15 protein-coding genes are annotated in these 20,008 nt (G+C 64.7%); 4 read left to right on the forward strand and 11 right to left on the reverse strand.

Features of this window, described 5'->3' with window-relative positions:
- Positions 1-58 precede the first annotated feature (58 nt).
- The 3 genes from BMON_RS04105 to BMON_RS04115 form a co-directional block, all read right to left on the reverse strand.
- Positions 59-874 (reverse strand): SDR family NAD(P)-dependent oxidoreductase, encoded by an 816-nt coding sequence (locus BMON_RS04105; protein ID WP_081882877.1) that lies wholly within the window; start codon positions 872-874, stop codon positions 59-61.
- Between the two features lie 166 nt (positions 875-1,040).
- The gene (locus BMON_RS04110) at positions 1,041-2,372 is read right to left on the reverse strand and encodes a uracil-xanthine permease family protein (RefSeq protein WP_051917879.1); all 1,332 of its coding nucleotides are present in this window, start codon (positions 2,370-2,372) and stop codon (positions 1,041-1,043) included.
- Between the two features lie 273 nt (positions 2,373-2,645).
- A complete protein-coding gene (locus BMON_RS04115; protein ID WP_033511314.1) occupies positions 2,646-3,470 on the reverse strand; it encodes a histidine phosphatase family protein in 825 nt (274 codons plus the stop codon).
- A 356-nt stretch (positions 3,471-3,826) separates the two neighbouring features.
- Between BMON_RS04115 and BMON_RS04120 the strand changes: the two genes are divergently transcribed.
- Positions 3,827-5,467 (forward strand): peptide ABC transporter substrate-binding protein, encoded by a 1,641-nt coding sequence (locus BMON_RS04120; protein WP_033511316.1) that lies wholly within the window; start codon positions 3,827-3,829, stop codon positions 5,465-5,467.
- Positions 5,468-5,604: 137 nt separating this feature from the next.
- On the opposite strand, the gene BMON_RS04125 is transcribed toward BMON_RS04120, so the two are convergent.
- Positions 5,605-6,090, reverse strand: a complete 486-nt coding sequence (locus tag BMON_RS04125; protein ID WP_033511082.1) for an Hsp20/alpha crystallin family protein — start codon at positions 6,088-6,090, stop codon at positions 5,605-5,607.
- A gap of 212 nt (positions 6,091-6,302) precedes the next feature.
- A complete protein-coding gene (locus tag BMON_RS04130; protein ID WP_193345833.1) occupies positions 6,303-6,656 on the reverse strand; it encodes a DUF488 domain-containing protein in 354 nt (117 codons plus the stop codon).
- Positions 6,657-6,889: 233 nt separating this feature from the next.
- On the opposite strand from BMON_RS04130, the gene BMON_RS04135 reads away from it, so the two are divergent.
- Positions 6,890-7,381, forward strand: coding sequence for a Fur family transcriptional regulator (locus tag BMON_RS04135; RefSeq protein ID WP_051917880.1), 492 nt, complete (start codon positions 6,890-6,892; stop codon positions 7,379-7,381).
- On the opposite strand, the gene ychF is transcribed toward BMON_RS04135, so the two are convergent.
- From ychF to BMON_RS04150, 3 genes are all read right to left on the reverse strand, one after another.
- The gene (ychF, locus tag BMON_RS04140) at positions 7,371-8,459 is read right to left on the reverse strand and encodes a redox-regulated ATPase YchF (protein WP_033511084.1); all 1,089 of its coding nucleotides are present in this window, start codon (positions 8,457-8,459) and stop codon (positions 7,371-7,373) included. The two genes, BMON_RS04135 and ychF, sit on opposite strands and share 11 nt — an antisense overlap.
- A gap of 191 nt (positions 8,460-8,650) precedes the next feature.
- A complete protein-coding gene (proC, locus tag BMON_RS04145; RefSeq protein WP_033511086.1) occupies positions 8,651-9,445 on the reverse strand; it encodes a pyrroline-5-carboxylate reductase in 795 nt (264 codons plus the stop codon).
- Positions 9,446-9,586: 141 nt separating this feature from the next.
- Positions 9,587-10,933 carry an alpha/beta fold hydrolase gene (locus BMON_RS04150; protein WP_033511322.1) on the reverse strand — a complete coding sequence of 449 codons (1,347 nt, stop codon included), beginning with the start codon at positions 10,931-10,933 and terminating at the stop codon, positions 9,587-9,589.
- A 112-nt stretch (positions 10,934-11,045) separates the two neighbouring features.
- Between BMON_RS04150 and BMON_RS04155 the strand changes: the two genes are divergently transcribed.
- Positions 11,046-13,526 carry a sensor histidine kinase gene (locus tag BMON_RS04155; RefSeq protein ID WP_051917881.1) on the forward strand — a complete coding sequence of 827 codons (2,481 nt, stop codon included), beginning with the start codon at positions 11,046-11,048 and terminating at the stop codon, positions 13,524-13,526.
- An 83-nt stretch (positions 13,527-13,609) separates the two neighbouring features.
- Positions 13,610-14,467, forward strand: coding sequence for a response regulator (locus tag BMON_RS04160; RefSeq protein ID WP_034885295.1), 858 nt, complete (start codon positions 13,610-13,612; stop codon positions 14,465-14,467).
- Between the two features lie 123 nt (positions 14,468-14,590).
- On the opposite strand, the gene BMON_RS04165 is transcribed toward BMON_RS04160, so the two are convergent.
- From BMON_RS04165 to BMON_RS04175, 3 genes are all read right to left on the reverse strand, one after another.
- Entirely contained in the window at positions 14,591-17,266 is a 2,676-nt protein-coding gene (locus BMON_RS04165) for an ABC transporter permease (RefSeq protein ID WP_033511090.1), read from the reverse strand.
- 136 nt (positions 17,267-17,402) lie between these two features.
- Positions 17,403-18,317 (reverse strand): ABC transporter ATP-binding protein, encoded by a 915-nt coding sequence (locus BMON_RS04170; RefSeq protein WP_081882880.1) that lies wholly within the window; start codon positions 18,315-18,317, stop codon positions 17,403-17,405.
- Between the two features lie 165 nt (positions 18,318-18,482).
- Positions 18,483-19,793 carry an O-acetylhomoserine aminocarboxypropyltransferase/cysteine synthase family protein gene (locus BMON_RS04175; protein ID WP_033511091.1) on the reverse strand — a complete coding sequence of 437 codons (1,311 nt, stop codon included), beginning with the start codon at positions 19,791-19,793 and terminating at the stop codon, positions 18,483-18,485.
- Positions 19,794-20,008: the final 215 nt, after the last annotated feature.

Genomic DNA, 20,008 nt, shown 5'->3' on the forward strand with positions numbered 1-20,008 from the left:
CCCGGACATCCGGATATCCGGACGCTGTGCCCCTCGGAACACCCAGCCGACCTACGCCTTATGCCTTTACTCCCTGCGCTCTTTCGCCGGGAAACACCGGCCTGCGGTCGATGCGGATGTCCGAGACCGTCAGGTTGTACGGATTCGTCAGCGCGTCAGCCAGTACGTGCGCGAGCTCTTCCGGGTTCATGAACGTATGCTGCTTCTCCGGCGGCACGTAGTCGTGGCTGTCACGGTAGAAATCGGTGTCGATGCCGCCCGGATACACGCCGATCACGGTCACGCTCGTGCCGTGGTAGGCGGCCTTGAGGCTCTCCGTGTAGCCACGCTCCCCCCATTTCGCGGCGCAGTACGCGGATTCGTGCGGGTTGCCCCGGGTGGCCGCCGTACTCATGACATTGACCAGCGTGACGTCACGCTCCCCGCACGCCCGCAACACCGCGATGCACCACATCATCATGCCTTTAAGGCCCGTGAGGCACCGGTCGAGATCGCCGGCCTCGTATGCCACCGGCGCCTTGAACGACGGGCGTCCCGCATTGTTGATGAGCATCTCGATTCGACCGATGGCGGTGATCGCGCGGGCCGTGCGACTCACGAATGACGGATCGGCCACATCGCCGACGAACCCCCGGTACGGCCTGGTCCGGAATTCGCGGCCGCGTTCGTCCATGCGTGCGGCGTCGATGTCGATGCCGCAGACGGTCCAACCGAGGTCAAGGTACCGCCGTACCAAGGCATAGCCGAGTCCCGAGGCGCATCCCGTGATAATCACCAGATGCGAGTCGTCCGCGGCTCCATCCCGCTCCCGTGACCGCGCCGCCCCGATCGGCCGCTCCCCGCGCTCATCATCCTGCGCCCGTTCATCAACCATGGTTGCTCCTTCATGTCGTTCCCATTCATCCGCACCCGTTCTTCGCACCCACCGCGATGACCCGGATCCCGGGGTCGGCCCCGCAGGTATGCGAAGGCCCGGCCGCCCTCACCCCGATGATACCGGGATGGGATGCGGCCGGGCCGATGTCAGGCTCGCCGTGGTGTCAGCGCTCCGAAGGGGTCTCAGCCGATGCCGGCGACGTGGCGGATCCGGCGGAGCCGAGGTCACGCGGTACGACGCCGGTGGCCTGGCCGATGACCTTGAGGCCGTGGTACACGACCATGACCACGATGGTGCCGATGGCGATGCCATTGAACTGCACACCCGAGATCGCGAAGGCGAAGTCGGCGATGCCGATGATCATCGTGACCGCGGCGGTCATGATGTTGAGCGGCTGGTCGAAGTCGACGTGGTTCTCGACCCAGATACGCACACCCATCATGCCGATCATGCCGTAGAGCAGCGTGGTCACACCGCCGAGCACACCGCCCGGGATGGTGTTGATGATGGCGCCGAACTTCGGGCACAGGCTCAGGATCAGGGCGAAGCCGGCGGCGCACCAGTACGCGGCCGTGGAGTAGACCTTGGTCGCGGCCATGACGCCGATGTTCTCGCCGTAGGTCGTGGTGCCCGAACCGCCGCCGAAGCCGGCGATGGCGGTGCCCAGGCCGTCCGCCATGAGGGCGGTGCCGATCTGGTCATCGTAGTTGTGTCCGGTCATCTGCGCGACGGACTTGACGTGGCCCACGTTCTCGGCGACCAGCACCAGCACGACCGGCAGGAACATGAGGATGACGGAGAAGTCCATCTGCGGGGTGTGGAAGCGCGGCAGGCCGATCCAGGCGGCCTGTTCCACGGCCTTGAAGTCGACCTGGCCACGCACGCAGGCGTAGAGGTAGCCCACCAGGACGCCGAGCAGGATGTTCAGACGTCCGAGCAGCCCGCGGAAGAGGACGGCGATGACCAGCACAGCGACGAGGGTGACGGCGGCCGTGTCCGGCGCCTTCTGGAAGTTCGTCCACACCGAGGGGGCCAGGTTGAAGCCGATGATCGCGACGATGGCGCCGTTGACGACCGGCGGCATGATGATCTCGATCCACTTCGACCCCGCGTAGTGCACGAGCACGCCGATCAGGCCGAGGGCCACGCCGGTGATCAGGATGCCGAAGCTGGCCACGGCCAGCCCCTTGTGCGCGGCCGAGACGGCGGCGATGGGGGCTATAAAACCAAACGAGCTACCCAGATAACTGGGTAGCTTGTTGCGATTGATGAGCAGGAACAGCGCCGTGGACATTGCCGTGAAGAACAATGTGGTCGCCGGGTCGAAGCCCGTAAGTATGGGGACCAGGAACGTGGCGCCGAACATGGCGATGACGTGTTGGGCGCCAATGCCTACCGTTCGCCCCCAGGTGAGGCGCTCATTGGGTTCAATGACCTCGCCCGGTCGCAACGTCTTGCCGTCGCCATGCAATCTCCACGTGAACATGTTGCTCATGGAATGCTCTCCTTGACTCTCTTGCGTGCCGCATACCCTATGCGCACGCCGTGTGCCATTGTAGCGTCGCGCGGACCGGCCGCGTTTCGAATACATTTCGGGTCCGGAATCGAGCGGGGAACGCAGGAAAGACAAGGAGACCAACGGCGCGACCCGGCTGAATCGCCGGGCCACATGGGTAACCATACTAAGACGGCAAGGGGCACGGGTGAACCGTCGGGTATCACGGCGACAACGGTCGATGCGCGGTCCGGTGCTCAGGTCGGCACGAGGTCAGTGGATGATACCCAGGTGCGGATCGACGGCGTGCACCACATCGACGAGATCGCCGTTCGACAGCAGCGGACGTTCGAATTCCCGCCATGGCTCGACCATGACGTCCCAGCGGCCGGTGGCCTTGTCCAGAATGGGCCGTGCGGTCTGCTCCCAATGGAACCGCCGGTGGGTGCGACCGGTGTTCGGATCACGCCGTGAGTAGTGCAGGCAGGTGCAGTTGCTGATCCGCCACTCCTCGGCATCGACTCGGCGCAAGAACTCCTCGTCCGACAGGTCCTCCAGCGTGAGCATCATGGCGAACATGAAGTCGCCGTGACTGACGACCACCACGGATTCCGCCTCCGAACGACGGTTCAACGAGGTGAGCAGATTATGGACGCGGTCCTCCGCCACATCCGCGATCGATTCGCCGGCCGGCGGACGCCAATACAACGGATCGGTTCGTTTGAAGATCCAGTTGCGCTGGTAATTATTGCGGAACTCGTCCTGCGTGATGGTATTGATCTCACCCCACGACCGTTCGCGCAGCACCCGCGTCTCCTCCCACTTCGCCTTGGGCAGGGCCATGGTGGCCGCGGTTTCGCGGGTGCGCACATACGGCGACACGAGGTAGCGGTCGAACAACGGCTGTTGCGCGACCAGCCAGCGTCCGATGCAGTCGGCCTGCTTGCGACCGGTCGCGGTCAGCCTCCACGAGCGGTCGGGAACGGTGACGTTGTCCTGGGTGAACAGCGAATTGTCGCCGGTCTCCCCCGCCTTGATGATGACGTTGGCCTCCGACTCACCGTGTCGAATCGTATACAAATCCAAAGGCATGCCCATATGCCGCAACTCCTCCACGCAGCGGAGCCCCCGCCGCAGTCCGTACCCGATGCCGGTCGTATCGAACCATGACCGCGGCATCTTCCTATCCATTCCGACTCTAGACCCACGTGGCCACCGCGGGGATCAGAACCGACGACCGTCCCCGGCCCGCCCCATACCGTTCACCTGCCGTTCAGCCCTGGTATCGTCCGTTCCCCGCCCATCGGTTTCACGCCCGTCGCGGAACCCTGCCCATATGCCTGAAATGGCCCTGCCGTTGTTGTTATCGTGAACTCTTGCATATCCGATTCCCGACGCGCCGGACCGCCGCATATCACCGTCCGGCGCCGGAGCCCGTCATCAGGAGGTTCGTCATGGTCAACGCCACACTCAGGAAACGTCTCGCCGCACTGGTCGCCGCAGGCCTTAGCCTGGTGTTGGGCGCCTGCGGAACCTCGACCTCGTCGAAGCCCTCAGGGGAAAGCGGCGGCAACTCCGTCATCACCGTCAACAACGTTGAACCGGCCCAAGGGCTGATTCCCACAAGCACCAACGATCTGGCGGGGTGGAAGATCGTCACGCAGCTGTTCGAGGGCCTGGTGACCTTCAGCAACACCGGTGCGCTCATCTACGCCGATGCCCAATCCATCACCCCCAACGCCGACGCCACGCAGTTCACCATCACGCTGCGGCCCGGACTGGTCTTTTCGGACGGTACTCCCATCACCGCGGAGACTTATGCGCGCTCCTGGTCCTTCGGCGCCAACGCCGCGAACGGGCAGACCGGTTCGGCCGGGTTCTCCACGATCGAGGGCTATGACCGTCTGCAGGACGAGCATGGCGACCTCCACGCCCAACTGTCGGGATTGAAAGCCATCGACGCGAGGACCCTGCAAGTGACCATGGCCACCCCCGATTCCTCGTTCCCGTACAAGGTCGGCGACGTCGCGTTCCTGCCGATCCCCACGGCTTCGTTGGACCATATCGAGGACTTCGGTAAGCATCCGGCCGGCAACGGCCCGTACCGTCTGGCCTCATGGGATCACGACCAGGCCATCAGACTTGTGCCGAACCCGCACTACACCGGTCCGCGCAAAGCCGTGAACGCTGGCGTGACCTATCGGCTGTACACCCAACTCGACAGCGCTTACTCCGACCTGGAATCGGGCAATCTCGATGTGCTAGACACGATACCGAATTCAGCCCTGACCACCTATCAGTACGACGACCGCATCACGGCCTTCAACAAACCGGGACCCGGATTCAAATCGTTCACCATCCCGCAGAACCTTGCGCACTTCAGCGAAGAGGAGGGACAGTTGCGCCGCACCGCGATCTCACTGTCAATCGACCGCAAGACCATCGTCACGAAGGTATTGCACGGGACCGCCGAAGTCGCCACGGATTTCACCGCCCCCACCATCACCGGCCACAACACCACGCTCAAGGGGTCCGACGTGTTGCGGCGCAATGCCACGAAAGCCAAGGAGCTCTGGAAACGCGCCGACGCGATGTCGCCGTGGGGCGGCACGTTCCGACTCGCCTACAGCGCCGACAGCGGCAACAAGCCCTGGGTCGAAGCCATCACCAATGCCGTGTCGAACACCCTGGGCATCAGCGCGAGCCCCTACGCGTTCCCCACGCAGAAGGAGTTCTCCGGAGCCGTCCATGACCGGACGATCCACGCCGCCTTCACCCAAGGGATGCAATCCGACTACCCGCACCCCGAAGGCTATCTCGTACAGGCGTATTCGTCGGCTTCGGCCGACGGCAAAGGATTGAACAACGGCGATTACCGCAGCGCCGCATTCGACCGGTTCATGGATCAGGCCGCACGCGAGACGAAGTTGGAATCCTCACTGGTCCATTACCATGCGAGCCAGGAGCTCCTGCTCCACGACCTGCCCGTGATCCCCCTCTGGTACGCCAACGTGACGGCGGGGGCGGGCAAGCAGATGCGGCACGTCAGCTTCAACTACATGGGCGTGCCCGAGTATTACCGGCTCACGAAATAACGGAACAAGACGGCAAGCAAGCAAAAGGTCCGATGACGCTGGCGGCATGGATACCGTCCAGTCATCGGACCTTATATGGTAGGGGCCGCGCACATCCTTGTGCATGGCCCCAACCATCACCAATCAACGCCGAGCAATCAGCCCTCGATGGCGATCTGGTGCTTCGTCTCCACCTGAGGTTCAGGCTGCACCTTGGCTATCTGCAGGCACAACGTACCGTCGCGATAGCTCGCCTTGATATCGGATTCCTTCACTTGGTCGCCGACGTAGAAGTTACGCGAGCAGGAGCCGACGTAGCGTTCACGACGCAGCCACCGGCCACCGTCGCTCTTACCTTCCTTAGCGTTGTCGCCCTTGTCGTTATCAGCATGGGATTCATCCTTATGCGCCGACACGGTCAGGTAACCGTCATGCAGTTCGATGGCGATATCGTCCTTCTTGAACCCGGGCATGTCGATGTCGACATCGTAGGATCCGTCGTTCTCACGCACATCCGTCTTCATGTTCAACGGTGCCGTCAACGCACCCACGCGCGTGGAGGGGTCGCCCCAGGTGGAGAAGAACGGGTCATCGAACAGATCCGCGAACGTCGTATCATTCAAAACCGCCGGAAACATAGCCATAATCAATACTCCTTCAAACACACGGAGCGGGCGACTTGGCCAACGTGGCAACCGCATCGTGCGGACGCCACGTGTTCTTTGCCGTCCGGGAGTTCCTAGGAACTCCATCGTGACCTTTCACTTCATCCAACCGCAGAGGGGGCGGCGCCTTCCCGGTGTTTACCCACAGTGAAACGACGGACGGCGCATCGTCACGCCGCGCGGTCAGAGGGTTAAGCGGTATGGTCCGCCAGGTAGTCGCGCAGCACCACGGCCTGGTTGTGTTCGGCGTCCTTGGCGCCGTAGAGCAACGTCACGGTCTCGTGCTCGGCGATGATGCCGCGCAGCTCGTCGACGGCCGGATTCCCATCGAGTTCGGCCCGATAGCGTTCGGCGAACTCCTCGAAACGCGAGGGATCATGGCCGAACCACTGTCGCAACTCGGTCGAGGGACCGATCTCCTTGAGCCAGACGCCCAACGAGGCCTTGACCTTGGAGATGCCGCGCGGCCAGAGCCTGTCGACGAGCACCCGAAAGCCGTCCTGAGGTGCGGCGGCCGCATACACACGTTTGATAGAGATAGACATAACCCCATTGTTGCGCTGCGGTTGACATCGGCTTGCCGGAGCCGCCGACGGTGCCGTGGGCCTGGCATCGACTGACCTTGCCATGGGCCGGAACCAAGGTTAAGCCAAGGTTGCGCCCGATCTCCCGGTCCAGATGCTCGTCGTTATCACAAACGATATGCAAGAACAAGATAGTATTACGTAGAGGGAGGAACCGCTGGAAGCAGGCGGCATACGTTGCTATGGTGAGGCATATGAGTACCGAGACGAATGACGGACGCACCACGAGGGGCCTTGACGAGTTGTTGCACGACCGTGGTCTGCGCAATACGCCGCAGCGCCAGCTCATCTACCGCATCGTCGCCTCATCGCCGCAACACCTGAGCGCCGTCGACGTCCAACGCCAGCTGGAGAAGGCCATGCCCGGCATCTCATTACCCACCGTGTACGCCACGCTGGATCTGTTCGCCGATCTGGGCATCGTGCGCAAGATCGCCCTCGCCGACGGCCCGGTCATCTACGACACGGGACAACACAACCCGCACGCCCACATGGTGTGCCGTCGGTGCGGACGGATTTTCGATCTGGATATTCCGCCGGTCAGCGATGCCGACGCGACGGCGGCCGCGCACCAGGGCTTCGCAGTGGATTCCGGAGACCTGGTACTCCACGGCCTGTGCGCCGACTGCCGCGCGCTCGCCTCCACGTCGGCGGCCGAGACGAAGGCGTCCGCGCTCACACGTTGAAGCGGAACTCCACGATGTCACCGTCCTGCATGACGTAGTCGCGGCCTTCGATTCGGAGTTTGCCCTCCTCCTTGATGGTGACCATGGAGCCCTTCGCCGCGACGAAGTCGTCATAGGAGACGATTTCGGCCTTGATGAAGCCCTTTTCGAAATCGGTGTGGATGACCCCGGCGGCCTGCGGCGCGGTCCATCCCTGGTGGATCTGCCAGGCGCGGACCTCCTTCTCGCCCGCGGTCAGGAAGGTCTGCAGGCCAAGGATGTCGAACCCGACGCGGGCCAGCTGATCGAGCCCGGATTCCTCGAGACCGGCGTCGGCGAGCATCTCGCGGGCATCCGCCTCGTCGAGCTCGGTCAGATCGGCTTCGAACTGCGCATTGAGGAAGATGGAGCGGGCGGGACTCACCGAGGCGCTGAGCTTGGCCTTGAGCTCATCGTTCTGCAACTCGTCGTCGTCGACGTTGAAGACGTAGATGAAGGGCTTGGCGGTCATGAGATGCAGATCGAGGATGTCGTCCTTGACGATCTTGCCGGCCGCGGCGGCATGGTCGATGGTCTCGCCGGATTCGAGGATGGCCTTCGCGGCGTTGACCGCGGCCACGAACTCCTTGGAGACCTTGCCGCCACGCAGCTCCTTCTCGAGCTTGGGCAGGGTGTTCTCGATGGTCTGCAGGTCGGCGAGGATCAGTTCGGTGTTGATCGTCTCGATGTCGCTGGAGGGATCGACCTTGCCGTTGACGTGGACGATGTCATCGTCGTCGAAGGCGCGCACCACCTCGCAGATGGCGTCGGCCTCACGGATGTTGGCCAGGAACTTGTTACCCAGCCCCTCCCCCTCGGAGGCGCCCTTGACGATGCCGGCGATGTCGACGAACGTGACGGTGGCGGGCACGATCTTCTGCGTGTGCACGAGATCGGCGAGGACGGGCAGGCGCTTGTCGAGCAGCGGCACGATGCCGGTGTTCGGCTCGATCGTCGCGAACGGGTAGTTCTCGGCGAGGACGTGGTTGCGGGTCAGGGCGTTAAACATGGTCGACTTGCCGACATTGGGCAATCCGACGATTCCAATAGTGAGAGACATGGTTCACAGCCTACCTCGACGAGGCGAGGAACCGACGTCCGGCAACGCCGGCGCGCGCCGCGACAGCGCGCGACCACCAACCTCGATCGTCAACAACCGCCAACCACCTATGCATACGGAAGGCCATGGATCCCGCGTGGGGCACCAAGCCGCGCTCCCTCACCTCATCTCCTCCGGAACCAGCACTCGGGCTAGCCCTCGATGGCCTCGATTGCGGCGATCACGGCACCGCGGAATCCGGTGCGTTCCAGGCTGGCCACACCCTTGATCGTGGTGCCCCCCGGAGAGCAGACGGCGTCCTTCATGGCACCCGGATGGGTGCCGGTCGCCAGGTGCAGCGCACCCACGCCCTCGACCATCCTGGCCGCCAGTCGGTAGGCGGTCGCCCGCTGCAGACCGTATTCCACGCCGGCGTCGGCCAGCGATTCGATGTACATGGCGGTGAAGGCGGGCGCGCAGCCTGCAAGATCCACGGCGATGCCCATATGCTCGCTCTCCACCCGTTCGATGTTCGCGATCGACGAGAAGATCGCTTCGAACTGCCGGGTCTGCCCGTCATCGAGCGTGTGATCCCGCTCGGTCACCAGGATGCCCTGCCCCACGGCGATCGGCGTGTTGGGCACCGCGCACTGGACATGGGCGTGCTCACCGAACAGCGTCCGGTATTGCGCGAGGGTCCATCCTCCGGCGATCGAGATGACGCTGATCGACGGATCCGCCAGCTCGGCCTTGATCGATGTGAGCACGGCCTCGATCTGGTAGGGCTTGATGGCGATCACGACGATATCCGCCGCGGAGACGACTTCGGCGGGGGTATGCAGCGGCTTGACCCCGAGCTCGGCCGTGGTGCGCTCGAGCTTGTCGTAGTGTGCCGCGCATGCCACGATGTGGTCCGCCTCCACGGCTCCGGACGTGGTCAATCCGCGCGCGATCGCCTGGGCCATGTTGCCGTATCCGATGAAACCGATGGTCGGTTGTGCTGTCATATCACCGCTCCTTGTCTTGATATCTCCGTGTTGATGTCGCCGTGGTGCGGCGATTGCGCGGTATGCCGCTCGCACGGCGTTCTCACTCCGGTCGTTCCTCCGGGGCCCGTCGCTTCGAGCATATACCAGCGCCGTGGTCCCTCAGGATTCGAACAGCGCCTCGAGGTCACCGCGGTTCAAGGCCTCCTCGTACAGATGACGGAAGACGACGTCGCCGTGCAATCCGTCGTGCTCGAACTCGTTGGTCACCCAGTAATGCGAGCGCCCGATGCGCGACAGCGAATCGAGCTGCAACCCCGAATCCACGTACATGTCGTCGAAGTACACGGCCGACTGGAGCGGTACCTCGTTGCGCGCGAGTCGGTCGGGGTCGTAGATCCTGCCGTATCCCGTGTCCTGCATCAGCAGCTCCATCGCCGCGGCGAAGGGCCGCAGCGCCTTCTCCTCACGGAACATCCATGGGAAAATGGCCTCCCCCGTGAACAGCAGCGGACGAGCGGCCCCGTCGAATGCGGGCATGGTGTCCCTCACTTGCTGCGCCGACCACCCGAGCGGATGGTCGAGCTCTCCGTTGGCGTAGATGCATTCCTGCAGCGGCCAGTACAGCGGGCGCGAGGAGGTCTCGACCATGACGGCGTCGAGAAAGGCGTCACTCAGCCGTTGGCGAGCCCCCGGGGTGCCATCGCCGTTGGCGAGCGCGATGTCGAACATCCAGTGGATGCGCTCGAAGCTCGGTTTCATGCCGAAGCCGGCGCCCAGCGTCTGCAGACGCTCCACGGTGAGGATGTCGCCGTTGGGCAGGGTCACGTCCCGATTGCGCAGGAGGTCGGCCACGGCCGCGACGCGTTCGACGTCCCCGGGGTAGCGTTCGTAGAACTGGCCGGTCTTGCGCGCCATCCGGGGGAAGGTGTGCTCGTAGAGTTCCCTGGCGCCGGCCGGCACGTGGGGTATGCCGCCGGCGGTGAAACTGGCGGCGACGCCTTCGGGGAACAGGGACAGGTAGCTGAGCGTGAGGAACCCGCCGTAGCTCTGACCGAGGGTGACCCAACGCCTGCCCCCGAACTGCGTGAGACGCAGATGCTCGAGGTCCCGCACGATGGAATCGGCGAGGTAATGCTTGAGCCGGTCTGCCTGATGCCGGGGCTCCCCCCATTGCGCTATGGTCACGCCGTCCACGCATGAGGAGCGGCCGGTACCGCGCTGATCCGGCAGGATCACGCGGAAATGACGCACCGCCTCGGCTATCCAGCCATCGGAACGGGGATCGAGCGGACGTGGGGCCGACCCTCCCGGCCCGCCCTGCAGGTACACGAGCAGGGGCAGATCGTCGTGCGCGTGCTCCGGAGCGGTGACGACGCGGTAGAACTGGGACAACGACTCGCCGCCGAATCCCTCACCTGGGCGCTTGCCCGACCAATCGTAGGGAACGGGGATCGCATGATCCTCGACATACAATCCGGGCACGTAGTACCGCTGCAGCAGGGTCATGACCGTATTACCTCCGTCATCCGCGAATAACTCATCTTCACGCATGATATCCGTGGCCGCGCCATCGGGTTAGCCTTGAGGCATGAATGTGGTCACACGCTGGTGGAGTCGGATGGCACGACACCTGTATCCCGGCGACATCGCCCTGCTCCTGTGCGCGATGTTGGTCGTCCTCGGACTCGGACGAACCGTGTCCTCCGGGTACCCGGGGCTGCTGGTCAACCACGACGATCGCACCGCGTCGCTCTGGTCCTGCGCGCTGCTGCCGCCGCTGATCTCCAGGCGTCGCCACCCGGAGATCAGCGCCGCCGTCTTCGCCGCGATCGTCATGCTGCAGCTCGTTGTAGGCCCCAGCATCGTTTTGCCGGACTTCTTCGCACTGGTCATGGTGTTCTCCGTGATCGTGCACGGCGAACCCCGACACGCGCGCACGTTCATCGCGCTCGCATTCGTCATGGGCCTCATCGCCGCGGCGGTGATCGCGTGGTCGACGGAGGTCGGCCCCCTGATCGAGCGTTCGCATGCCTTCGGGACGGTTGCCAGAGTCGACTGCGCGACCTTCTACGCCGATGGCCCGACGTGGGGCTGTTCGCGCTCGATGTTCTTCTCGTGGCTGATACTGCTGATCCTCATCACGCTCTGTCTGCTGTTCACCATCGTCATCGCCTACTGGCGTCGGGCCCGCATGGGCATCGTGCGCAACCTCCGCGAACGCAACGCCTCCATCGAATCCCGGCAGCAGGAGGAGCGCCGCATCGCGATGCTGGCCGAACGCGCCCGCATCGCGCGGGATATGCATGACATGGTAGCGCACACGCTGTCGATCATCATCGTCCAGTCGGATGGCGGACGATACGCCGCGGCGCACGACCCCGCTCTGGCACGCCGTACGATGACCACGATCCGGCAGGAATCACAGCATGCGTTGGCTTCGATGGGTACGCTGCTCGACACACTGGAGCAACCCGACGGCGACTCCGACACGCGACCCACGGCCGGATCGACGATCCACCCGGCCAAGGAGGCAAGCTATGGGCAGATCGAGCGTCTGGTGCGCGAGGCGAGGCTGTCCTCCCCAAACAACACGGTGTCGCGTACGATCCACGGCACGCCTCGACCCGATCTCCTGACCGGTGGGGCGGGTAACGCCCTGTATCGCATGGTGCAGGAGGCGCTGACCAACATCCGCAAATACGCCGGTGACGCCGTCACCGTCACTATTCTCGAGCAGTGGAGCGATACCAGTATCCACATATCCGTGGCCGACGACGGACTTGGTTCCCAGGCCGACGCCGATGGTCACGCCCCTGGCTACGGGCTCACGGGCATGCGCGAGCGTATCGGGGCGATAAAGGGCACCCTCATCACCGGCCCCCGCACGGACCATCGCGGATTCCATGTCGAAGCAGACATCCCCCTCGCGTCGACACCCGGACGCGTCACTCCCACGACGCCGATACCCATGCCGATATCGACGCTTCTCGATGCCACGAACATGGCAGCATCGCACCCTGGGCCGAAACCAGAGGAAAAAGGCATGACCGTCGCAACCACGACGACGCGAGGATTCCTCGCACACCTGCACTCCCTGCCCATGCAGACCGGACCGCGCAACCGCCGGGCCAACATCATCGAACGGCTGTCCCGATGGGCGCAGGAGCATTATCTCGCCGTCGACGCCACACTGGCGATCCTCGCCACCGCAGTGCTGGCAGGACTACATCTGTTGGCCGGCCCGACGGGGATGTACCTGCAGTTCGGGGAGGTCGACGTACACCCATGGGCGGGCGTGATCACGACGGCCGCGACCGTTCTGCCGTTGGCGTTGCGCCGCAGGGTGCCCGAACTCAGCGCCGCGTGCGTAGGCGTGGCATCCGCCGTCCAACTGTTGCTCATCGGCGCCATCAGCCCCGAGAACCTGTTCGTGTTGGTCAGCCTGTACTCGGTCATCATGTACGGACGACGCCGGGCCGGCTTCTGGGTGCTCCCCGCCGTGGCCGCCGACACGGCGCTGCTCGTCCTGTCGTTCGTGGCCAACGGATCCGGCTGGTCCTCCCCGATCGCCGCGATATTGGGCATGGAACGCCGGCACCATTATTATTCGAATGTATACGAGATCATCACCGGCAGCGTCATCATCGGCGTCATCATCCTGCTGATGTGTCTGGTGAGCATGGGATTGGCGTTGTGGATCCGCTCCCGCGGGTCGAACGCCTTGGTATTGCAGCAGCGGGCCGACGCTCTGCGGGCCGAAGAAGACAAGCAGCGCATCCTGGCCGCGAATATGGAGCGCAACCGTATCGGCGCGAGCATTCAGGATGAGGTCAACGCGACGTTGATGAGCGTGCGGGACCAGGCCGATGAGGGCTTAAGGATGCTCGAGGGATACGAGGAGCGCCGGGCAGAGCCGCCGAGCGGCGAGATCGTGGGGGCGTTCTCCCGCATTGGCCTGCGGGGTCGCCATGCCCTGTCGCACATGCGACGGCTGCTGGGCATGCTTCGGGAGACCGGTCTCAGCGACGACGCCACCGCGCAGACCCCGGCGATGGCCCTGCATCCGGTGTCGCCACAGGCCCGTGACACGCACGGGTGAACACGAGCGACGCATACCGGGCCCGTACCCCCAGTGACACACGGCGGCCGACCTCTTCGCCCAACCACGTTACAGTGACTGGTATGCAGGCATGTGAACCCGTGAAAGTCCTTATCGTCGACGACCAGGAACTGGTCAGGGTCGGCTTCGCCATGGTCATCGACTCGCAGGACGATCTGCAGGTCGTGGGCCAGGCGGGTGACGGCGCGCAAGCCGTCGAGCTGGTCCGACAACTGCACCCCGATGTGGTGCTCATGGATGTGCGCATGCCCGGCATGGACGGCATCGAGGCCACGAAACGCATCGGCGCCATGCAGCGGGCTGAAACGCCCGACGATGGGCAATCCAGGCCCACTCGGGTGATCGTGCTGACCACGTTCGACCTCGACGAATACGTGATGGCCGCCATCCACGCCGGTGCATCAGGGTTCCTCCTCAAGGACACCGAACCGGAAACGCTGCTCGCCTCGATACGCACGGTGCATCAGGCAACGCCATCATCGCCCCCCACGGCGACGCGCCGCCTCATACGGACGATGCTCGCCGAAGAACGACCGCCGGCCCCGCAAGCCGTAGCGCCATTCGGCGGCGGTCCCATAGCCGAACGATCGGACCCCACGGCACCATCGGGCAGCCATGCCCCGCTCAGCGCCGCCCACGCCGTCACCGCCCGTCCCACAGCTCATCCCGCTGGCGAGGTGCAAGTCGCCGGAGGAGCCGAGGAAGCGCCGTACACCGATCCGGAGCTCGACGAACTCACGGCCCGCGAGCGCGAGGTGCTCATCGAGATCGCGCACGGGCTGTCGAATCAGGAGATCGCGGAACAGCTGTTCATCGGCTTGCCGACAGTGAAGACCCACGTGGCCCATATTCTGGCGAAGATCAACGCCCGCGACCGGGTGCAGGCGGTGGTCTTCGCCTACGAGAACCGGCTGGTGTGAAAGGTCAGGCGGGACGTCGTCACTGAACCATGGCGTTCAGGGGCTGCACCACGCGCGCACGCTCCCGTGTCCCCTCCCCATAACAGGAGGCGGGACACGGGAGCGCGTGCGTTCCGGGGCCGTTCAGGCTTCGGCGAGGGCCTCGACCGGTGAGGTGCGCAGGGCGGCCCGGGCCGGTGCCACGCTCGCCAGCAGGGCGGCCATGGCGGCGACGGCGAGGACCGTCGCGTTCATCCCCCATTCGAACGGCAGGGATACGGCGCCGAAGGTGCTGAACACGATGTAGGAGCCGAGCCATCCGAAGCCCGTGCCCAACACCACCCCGACGACGCCGCTGACGAGCGCGATGATGAGTGCCTCGACGGCGAGCGAACGCCGCAGCTGCCCCCGGGTCATACCGATGGCGCGCAGGGTCGCCGATTCACGCGTCCGCTCGATCACCGAGAGGATCAACGTGTTCGCCACGCCGATGAGTGCGATGAGCACGGCCACGGCCAACAGGCCGATGAGCAGACCCATCATGACGTTGATGATCGACTCCCACTGCACCCGTTCGGCGATCGGCCCGCCGACCTGGATGTGCGCGGAGTCGCCGAGCGCCTTCTGCGCGTTGTCGAGCACGTCGGCCAAACTCGCGGCTCCGGTATCGACCTTCGCCAACAGCATGTGGCCATCGGTGGGCAACTCGCCGCGCTCGAACGGTGCGGCACCGACGAAGGCCGCCGCCTCGGTGGACACCCCGATGCTCCGGAAGTCACGCTGCCTCACGGCGAGGTCAAGCCCCTGTCCATCCGTGGTCTGCGCCTTCCGCTGGGTCGCATCGGCCGTCGACGACGCGTCATCGTCCGGCTCGTCGACCTGCGGGTCATGGGTGAACCGGGTGTCGCTGTGCTCGAATCCCAGCTTCCGACCACTGTCGGCGCCGTAGAGCGAGAACAACGCCGTATGCTCGTCGATGACCGCGCCCTTGAGATCGGCGCGCATCACCGCGTGCAACGATTTCACGTCGGGCACGCCCAGCACGGTGGCCGAGGCCTTCTTGCCGTGGTCAAGTGAGATCGAACCGACGGCATACGGCGCATACACCGTGCCGACGATGCCCTTGACGCCCTCGAGCTTGGCCTGCGACTTCTCGTCGAGACCACGCCCCGTGTAGACCAGGTCGACGCTGTAGCGAGTGTCAAGCGCCTGTTCGAAGGTCCGTTTGCCGCTGGCCGCACCGGTCGCGACCGTGGTGACGAGGGTGACGCCGATGAGCAGCGCCAGACCAGTGCTGGCGACACGCCGGGGGTTCTTCTGGATGTTGGCGTGGGCGACGGCACAGGAGGGACCGATCTTCGAAACCAGCATGCCGGCGAGCGCCATGAGCCGGGGCATCCAGGCGACCGCCGTCAAGGCAAGACCGGTGAACACGAGCAGGCATGCGAGTATCGCGACGGACAGGACGGTCATATACCCTCTGGCCTGTTGGGATGATGGGGATTGTGTCATGGCGATCACCCGAACCACTGACCAGACGGCCGAACCGATACCGGTCAGTATCATCAGGGAACCAAGTATGCCGCGGATCCTCCCGGACTTCGGGGTGCGGGCCAGTTCGATGGGTCGCAGCGCCTCCAACGGAGTGACGTGGGTGGCGGCACGGGCGGAACCCAGGGAGCCGAGCGCCGTCATGACGACGCCGAAGCCCATGGGCACGGCGAACACCGGGACGCTGAGCACGAGTCTCGCGTTGGGGGCGGCGGGGCCCATCACCCCGGTCCTGCAGACCAGCGCCATGAGGCCGATGCCGAGGACCACGCCGATGAGGGAGGCCACGCATCCGAAGAACAACGCCTCCGCTATCACCGATCGGTAGACCTGCCCACGAGTGGCGCCGATGGTACGCAGCAGCGCGAAGATGCGTCGACGTTGCGCCACCAGGACCTGGAAGGTGTTGGCGATGACCAGCGCGGCGACGAACATGGCGATGGCGCCAAAGACCATGAGGAAGATCGTGACGGGATTCGTGTTGCTGTCGCCCAGGGATTCGAGTGCTTGGGATCCCATCTCCGCCCGCGACGACACCGCCAACCCGCGGGGCAAGGAGTCGGTGACATCCTTGAGTGCGGTATCGGTGTGCGCCGCGTCGACATCAAGGAGCAGTATCGAGGCCGGCAGATCGGTGAAACGGGCCGACTTGCCATAGAACGCGGCCATGGCGTCCTCGGGAACAATCGAGGCGCCGGAATAATAGGCGTAGGCGCCATGGGGGTCCTCCGTGAATCCCACGATGCGCAAGTGCTGGCTGGCAGGATCGGCACCGTCACCGACATCGCCCACGCTGTCCTCGACCTCGATCTCATCGCCGACCACGGCCTTGATTTGTTCCGCGAGCGCCCGTGGAATCGCGATTTGCCCGGACCGAACCGGCTGCGTCCCGGCGACGACGTCGACCGGCAGCACTGTTCGGCTCTCGGCGCTGACCACGGCCATCGAGGAGGCGTGCCTGCCCGACTTCGACAGCTCGACGGGCCGCTCGACGTTGGCTCGGACCGCCCTGACTCCGGCGATGCCGCGGATGCGATCAGGCTGGAGCGCACCGACCGTCGTGGGGGTCTCGGGCGAGGACGGCGCCGTGTGGACGACGTAGTCGGCCTGCCCGAGTTGAGCGGTCATCTGGCTGCTCAGCGAATCCTGCAGGGTGTTGCTGAACAGGAACGTGCAGGAGATGAACGCCGTGCCGATGATGACGGCGATGCCGGCGGGAACGAGCAGCTTCACGCTGTGCTTCATGAGTTTTAGGGTTATCGACCACATAACAGATCCTTCATCGTCCCCGTGGCGCGGGAACGGGTATGCATTGGATGGGTGACGGATGGCGAACGACGGTGGGAGGCGGCACGCTACGGTGCCCGACACGCCCACAAAGCGGATGGGGGAAGCGGCGACGCGCTCAGTGGCGGTGTCGTCCGGCGGATCGGCCAGGTCTGGCGGATCGGCCAGGTCTGGCGGATCGGCGCGCGCTCGTCTCATCGGCATGCTCGCCGGCAATATCTTCGACATGCTCGGCGACGTGCCCACCTACATGCTCGGCGACGCCCATGAGTCGCTCCACACTGGGAGCGGCATGCCCCTCGCGCTCCTGCATCAACAGGGCGCTCATCCGTTCGGAGGTGGGATCGGTGACGTCGGCGACGATGCGGCCGTCGGCGAAGACGATGGCCCGATGGGCGTAGGAGGCGGCCACGGCGTCATGCGTGACCATGATGATGGTCTGTCCCAACTCCTCCACCGAACGTTTGAGAAAACCGAGAACCTCGGCGCTGGAGACCGAATCCAGATTGCCGGTGGGTTCATCGGCGAAGACGACGGCAGGTTTGGCGATGAGGGCGCGGGCGATGGCCACGCGCTGCTGCTGGCCGCCGGAGAGCTCGTTGGGCCGGTGGTTCAGTCGCCGCCGCAGGCCCAGAGTGTCGACCAATAGGTCGAACCATGCCCGATCGACGCGGACCCCGGCCAGGGTCAGGGGCATGAGGATGTTCTGTTCTGCGCTGAACATGGGCAGCAGATTGAAACTCTGGAAGACGAATCCGATCCTGCGTCGTCGCAGCACCGTGAGCTGGTTGTCGTTCATGGCCGTCAGGTCGAGGTCACCGAACATGATCGTGCCGCCGGTCGCCCCATCGAGTCCGGCGAGGGTGTGCATCAGGGTCGATTTGCCGGAGCCGGAGGGCCCCATGATCGCCGTGAACCGCCCCTGCTCGAAGCCCACGTTGACGCCGCGCAAGGCGTGCACGGCGTTCTCGCCCTGCCCGTAGGTCTTCACCAGATCGATCGCCTCGACCGCGGGAATGTGTGATGTCGTCATGGTCCGCCCTTCGTTCACGGGCCGCGCCGATCCGGCCACGACCCTCGTCGCCCACCACTCTATGGGAGCGGTGGGCGACGAGATATCGGACCTGAGGCGGACTTATGGACTGGGCTCACGACCCGCCCATGACGAGATCGGCCAGGAGCGGGCCGGTTCTCATCCTCAGGAACGAGCCGCCGCGCGCACGGCCTCGAACCCGGCTGTGAGATCGGCGATGATGTCGTCGATGTGCTCGGTGCCGATCGACAGACGGATCGTGCCCTCGTGAATGCCCTGGTCCTCGAGCTCCTCGGGGCTCTCCTGGGAATGGGTCGTGGAGGCCGGGTGGATGACCAGGCTCTTGACGTCGGCCACGTTGGCCAGCAGGCTGAACAGGTGCAGGTTGTTGATGAACACGCGGGCGGCGGCCTTGCCTCCCTTGATCTCGAACGTGAAGATGGAGCCGCCGCCCTTGGGGAAGTAGCGCTGATACAGCTCATGATCGGACCGGCCCTCGATGCTGGGGTGGGATATCGAATCCACCTCGGGAACGGTCTTGAGGTAGTCGATGACCTTGAGCGCGTTCTCGACATGGCGCTCGACGCGCAGCGACAGCGTTTCGGTACCCTGCAGGAGGAGGAAGGCGGCGAAGGGGCTGATGGTGGCGCCGGTGTCACGAAGCAGGATGGCGCGGATGCGCGTGACATACGCCGTGGGGCCGAGCGCCCCGTAGAAGTTCAACCCATGGTAGGAGGGATCCGCTTCGGTCAATGTCGGGAATTTACCCGGGACCTCGGCCCAATCGAAGGTGCCACCCTCGATCACCACGCCACCCAGCGTCGTGCCGTGGCCTCCGATGAATTTGGTGGCGGATTCGACCACCACATCGGCACCGTGTTCCAACGGCCGGAACAAGTACGGCGTGGCGAAGGTGTTGTCCACGATGACGGGAAGATGATGGCGGTGGGCGATGTCGGCGACCGCCTCGAAATCAACCAGGTCGGCGTTGGGATTGCCGAAGGTCTCGAAATAGACGAGCTTCGTGTTCTCCTGGATCGCGTCCTCGAAGTTCTTCGGGTCCGAGGGGTCGACGAAGGTCGTGGCGATGCCGTCGCGGGGCAAGGTGTGTTTGAAGAGGTTGAACGTGCCCCCGTAGATCGTCTTCGCGGAGACGATGTGGTCGCCGGACTGGGTGATGTTGCGCACGGCGTATTCCACGGCGGCCGCGCCCGAGGCGACGGCGAGCGTGGCGGTGCCCGCCTCGAGTGCGGCGATGCGATCCTCGAACACGCCCTGGGTCGAATTCGTCAGACGTCCGTAGATGTTGCCCGGATCGGCCAGGCCGAATCGCGCCGCCGCGTGGTCGAAATCATGGAAGACGTAACTGGACGTGGCATAGATCGGCACGGCCCGCGAATCGGTCGCCGGATCCGCCTGCTCCTGGCCGACATGCAGTTGTAACGTTTCGAAATGGTATTGGTTGGTCTCGCTCACGTGAACTCCTTTATTGTGTCCGTGCCGGCGGTGGGTGACGCCCGGTGCGGCGCCGCATCACCTCGTGCGTCCGGCGTGAAAGCCGTTGATGGTGACATTAGGCGAGGGGCGGCCGTCGGTGCAAGCCAGCGGTTATCGACGTTGCCTATGGCCCATTACTCAGACCAGTCGGCACAGTCCCTGCCGCGCATGGGCGCGCCGCCGCGGCCCGCCCG

Origin of the sequence: Bifidobacterium mongoliense DSM 21395, assembly GCF_000741285.1 — a bacterium.
In the GTDB taxonomy this organism is placed as follows: Bacteria; Actinomycetota; Actinomycetes; order Actinomycetales; family Bifidobacteriaceae; genus Bifidobacterium; species Bifidobacterium mongoliense.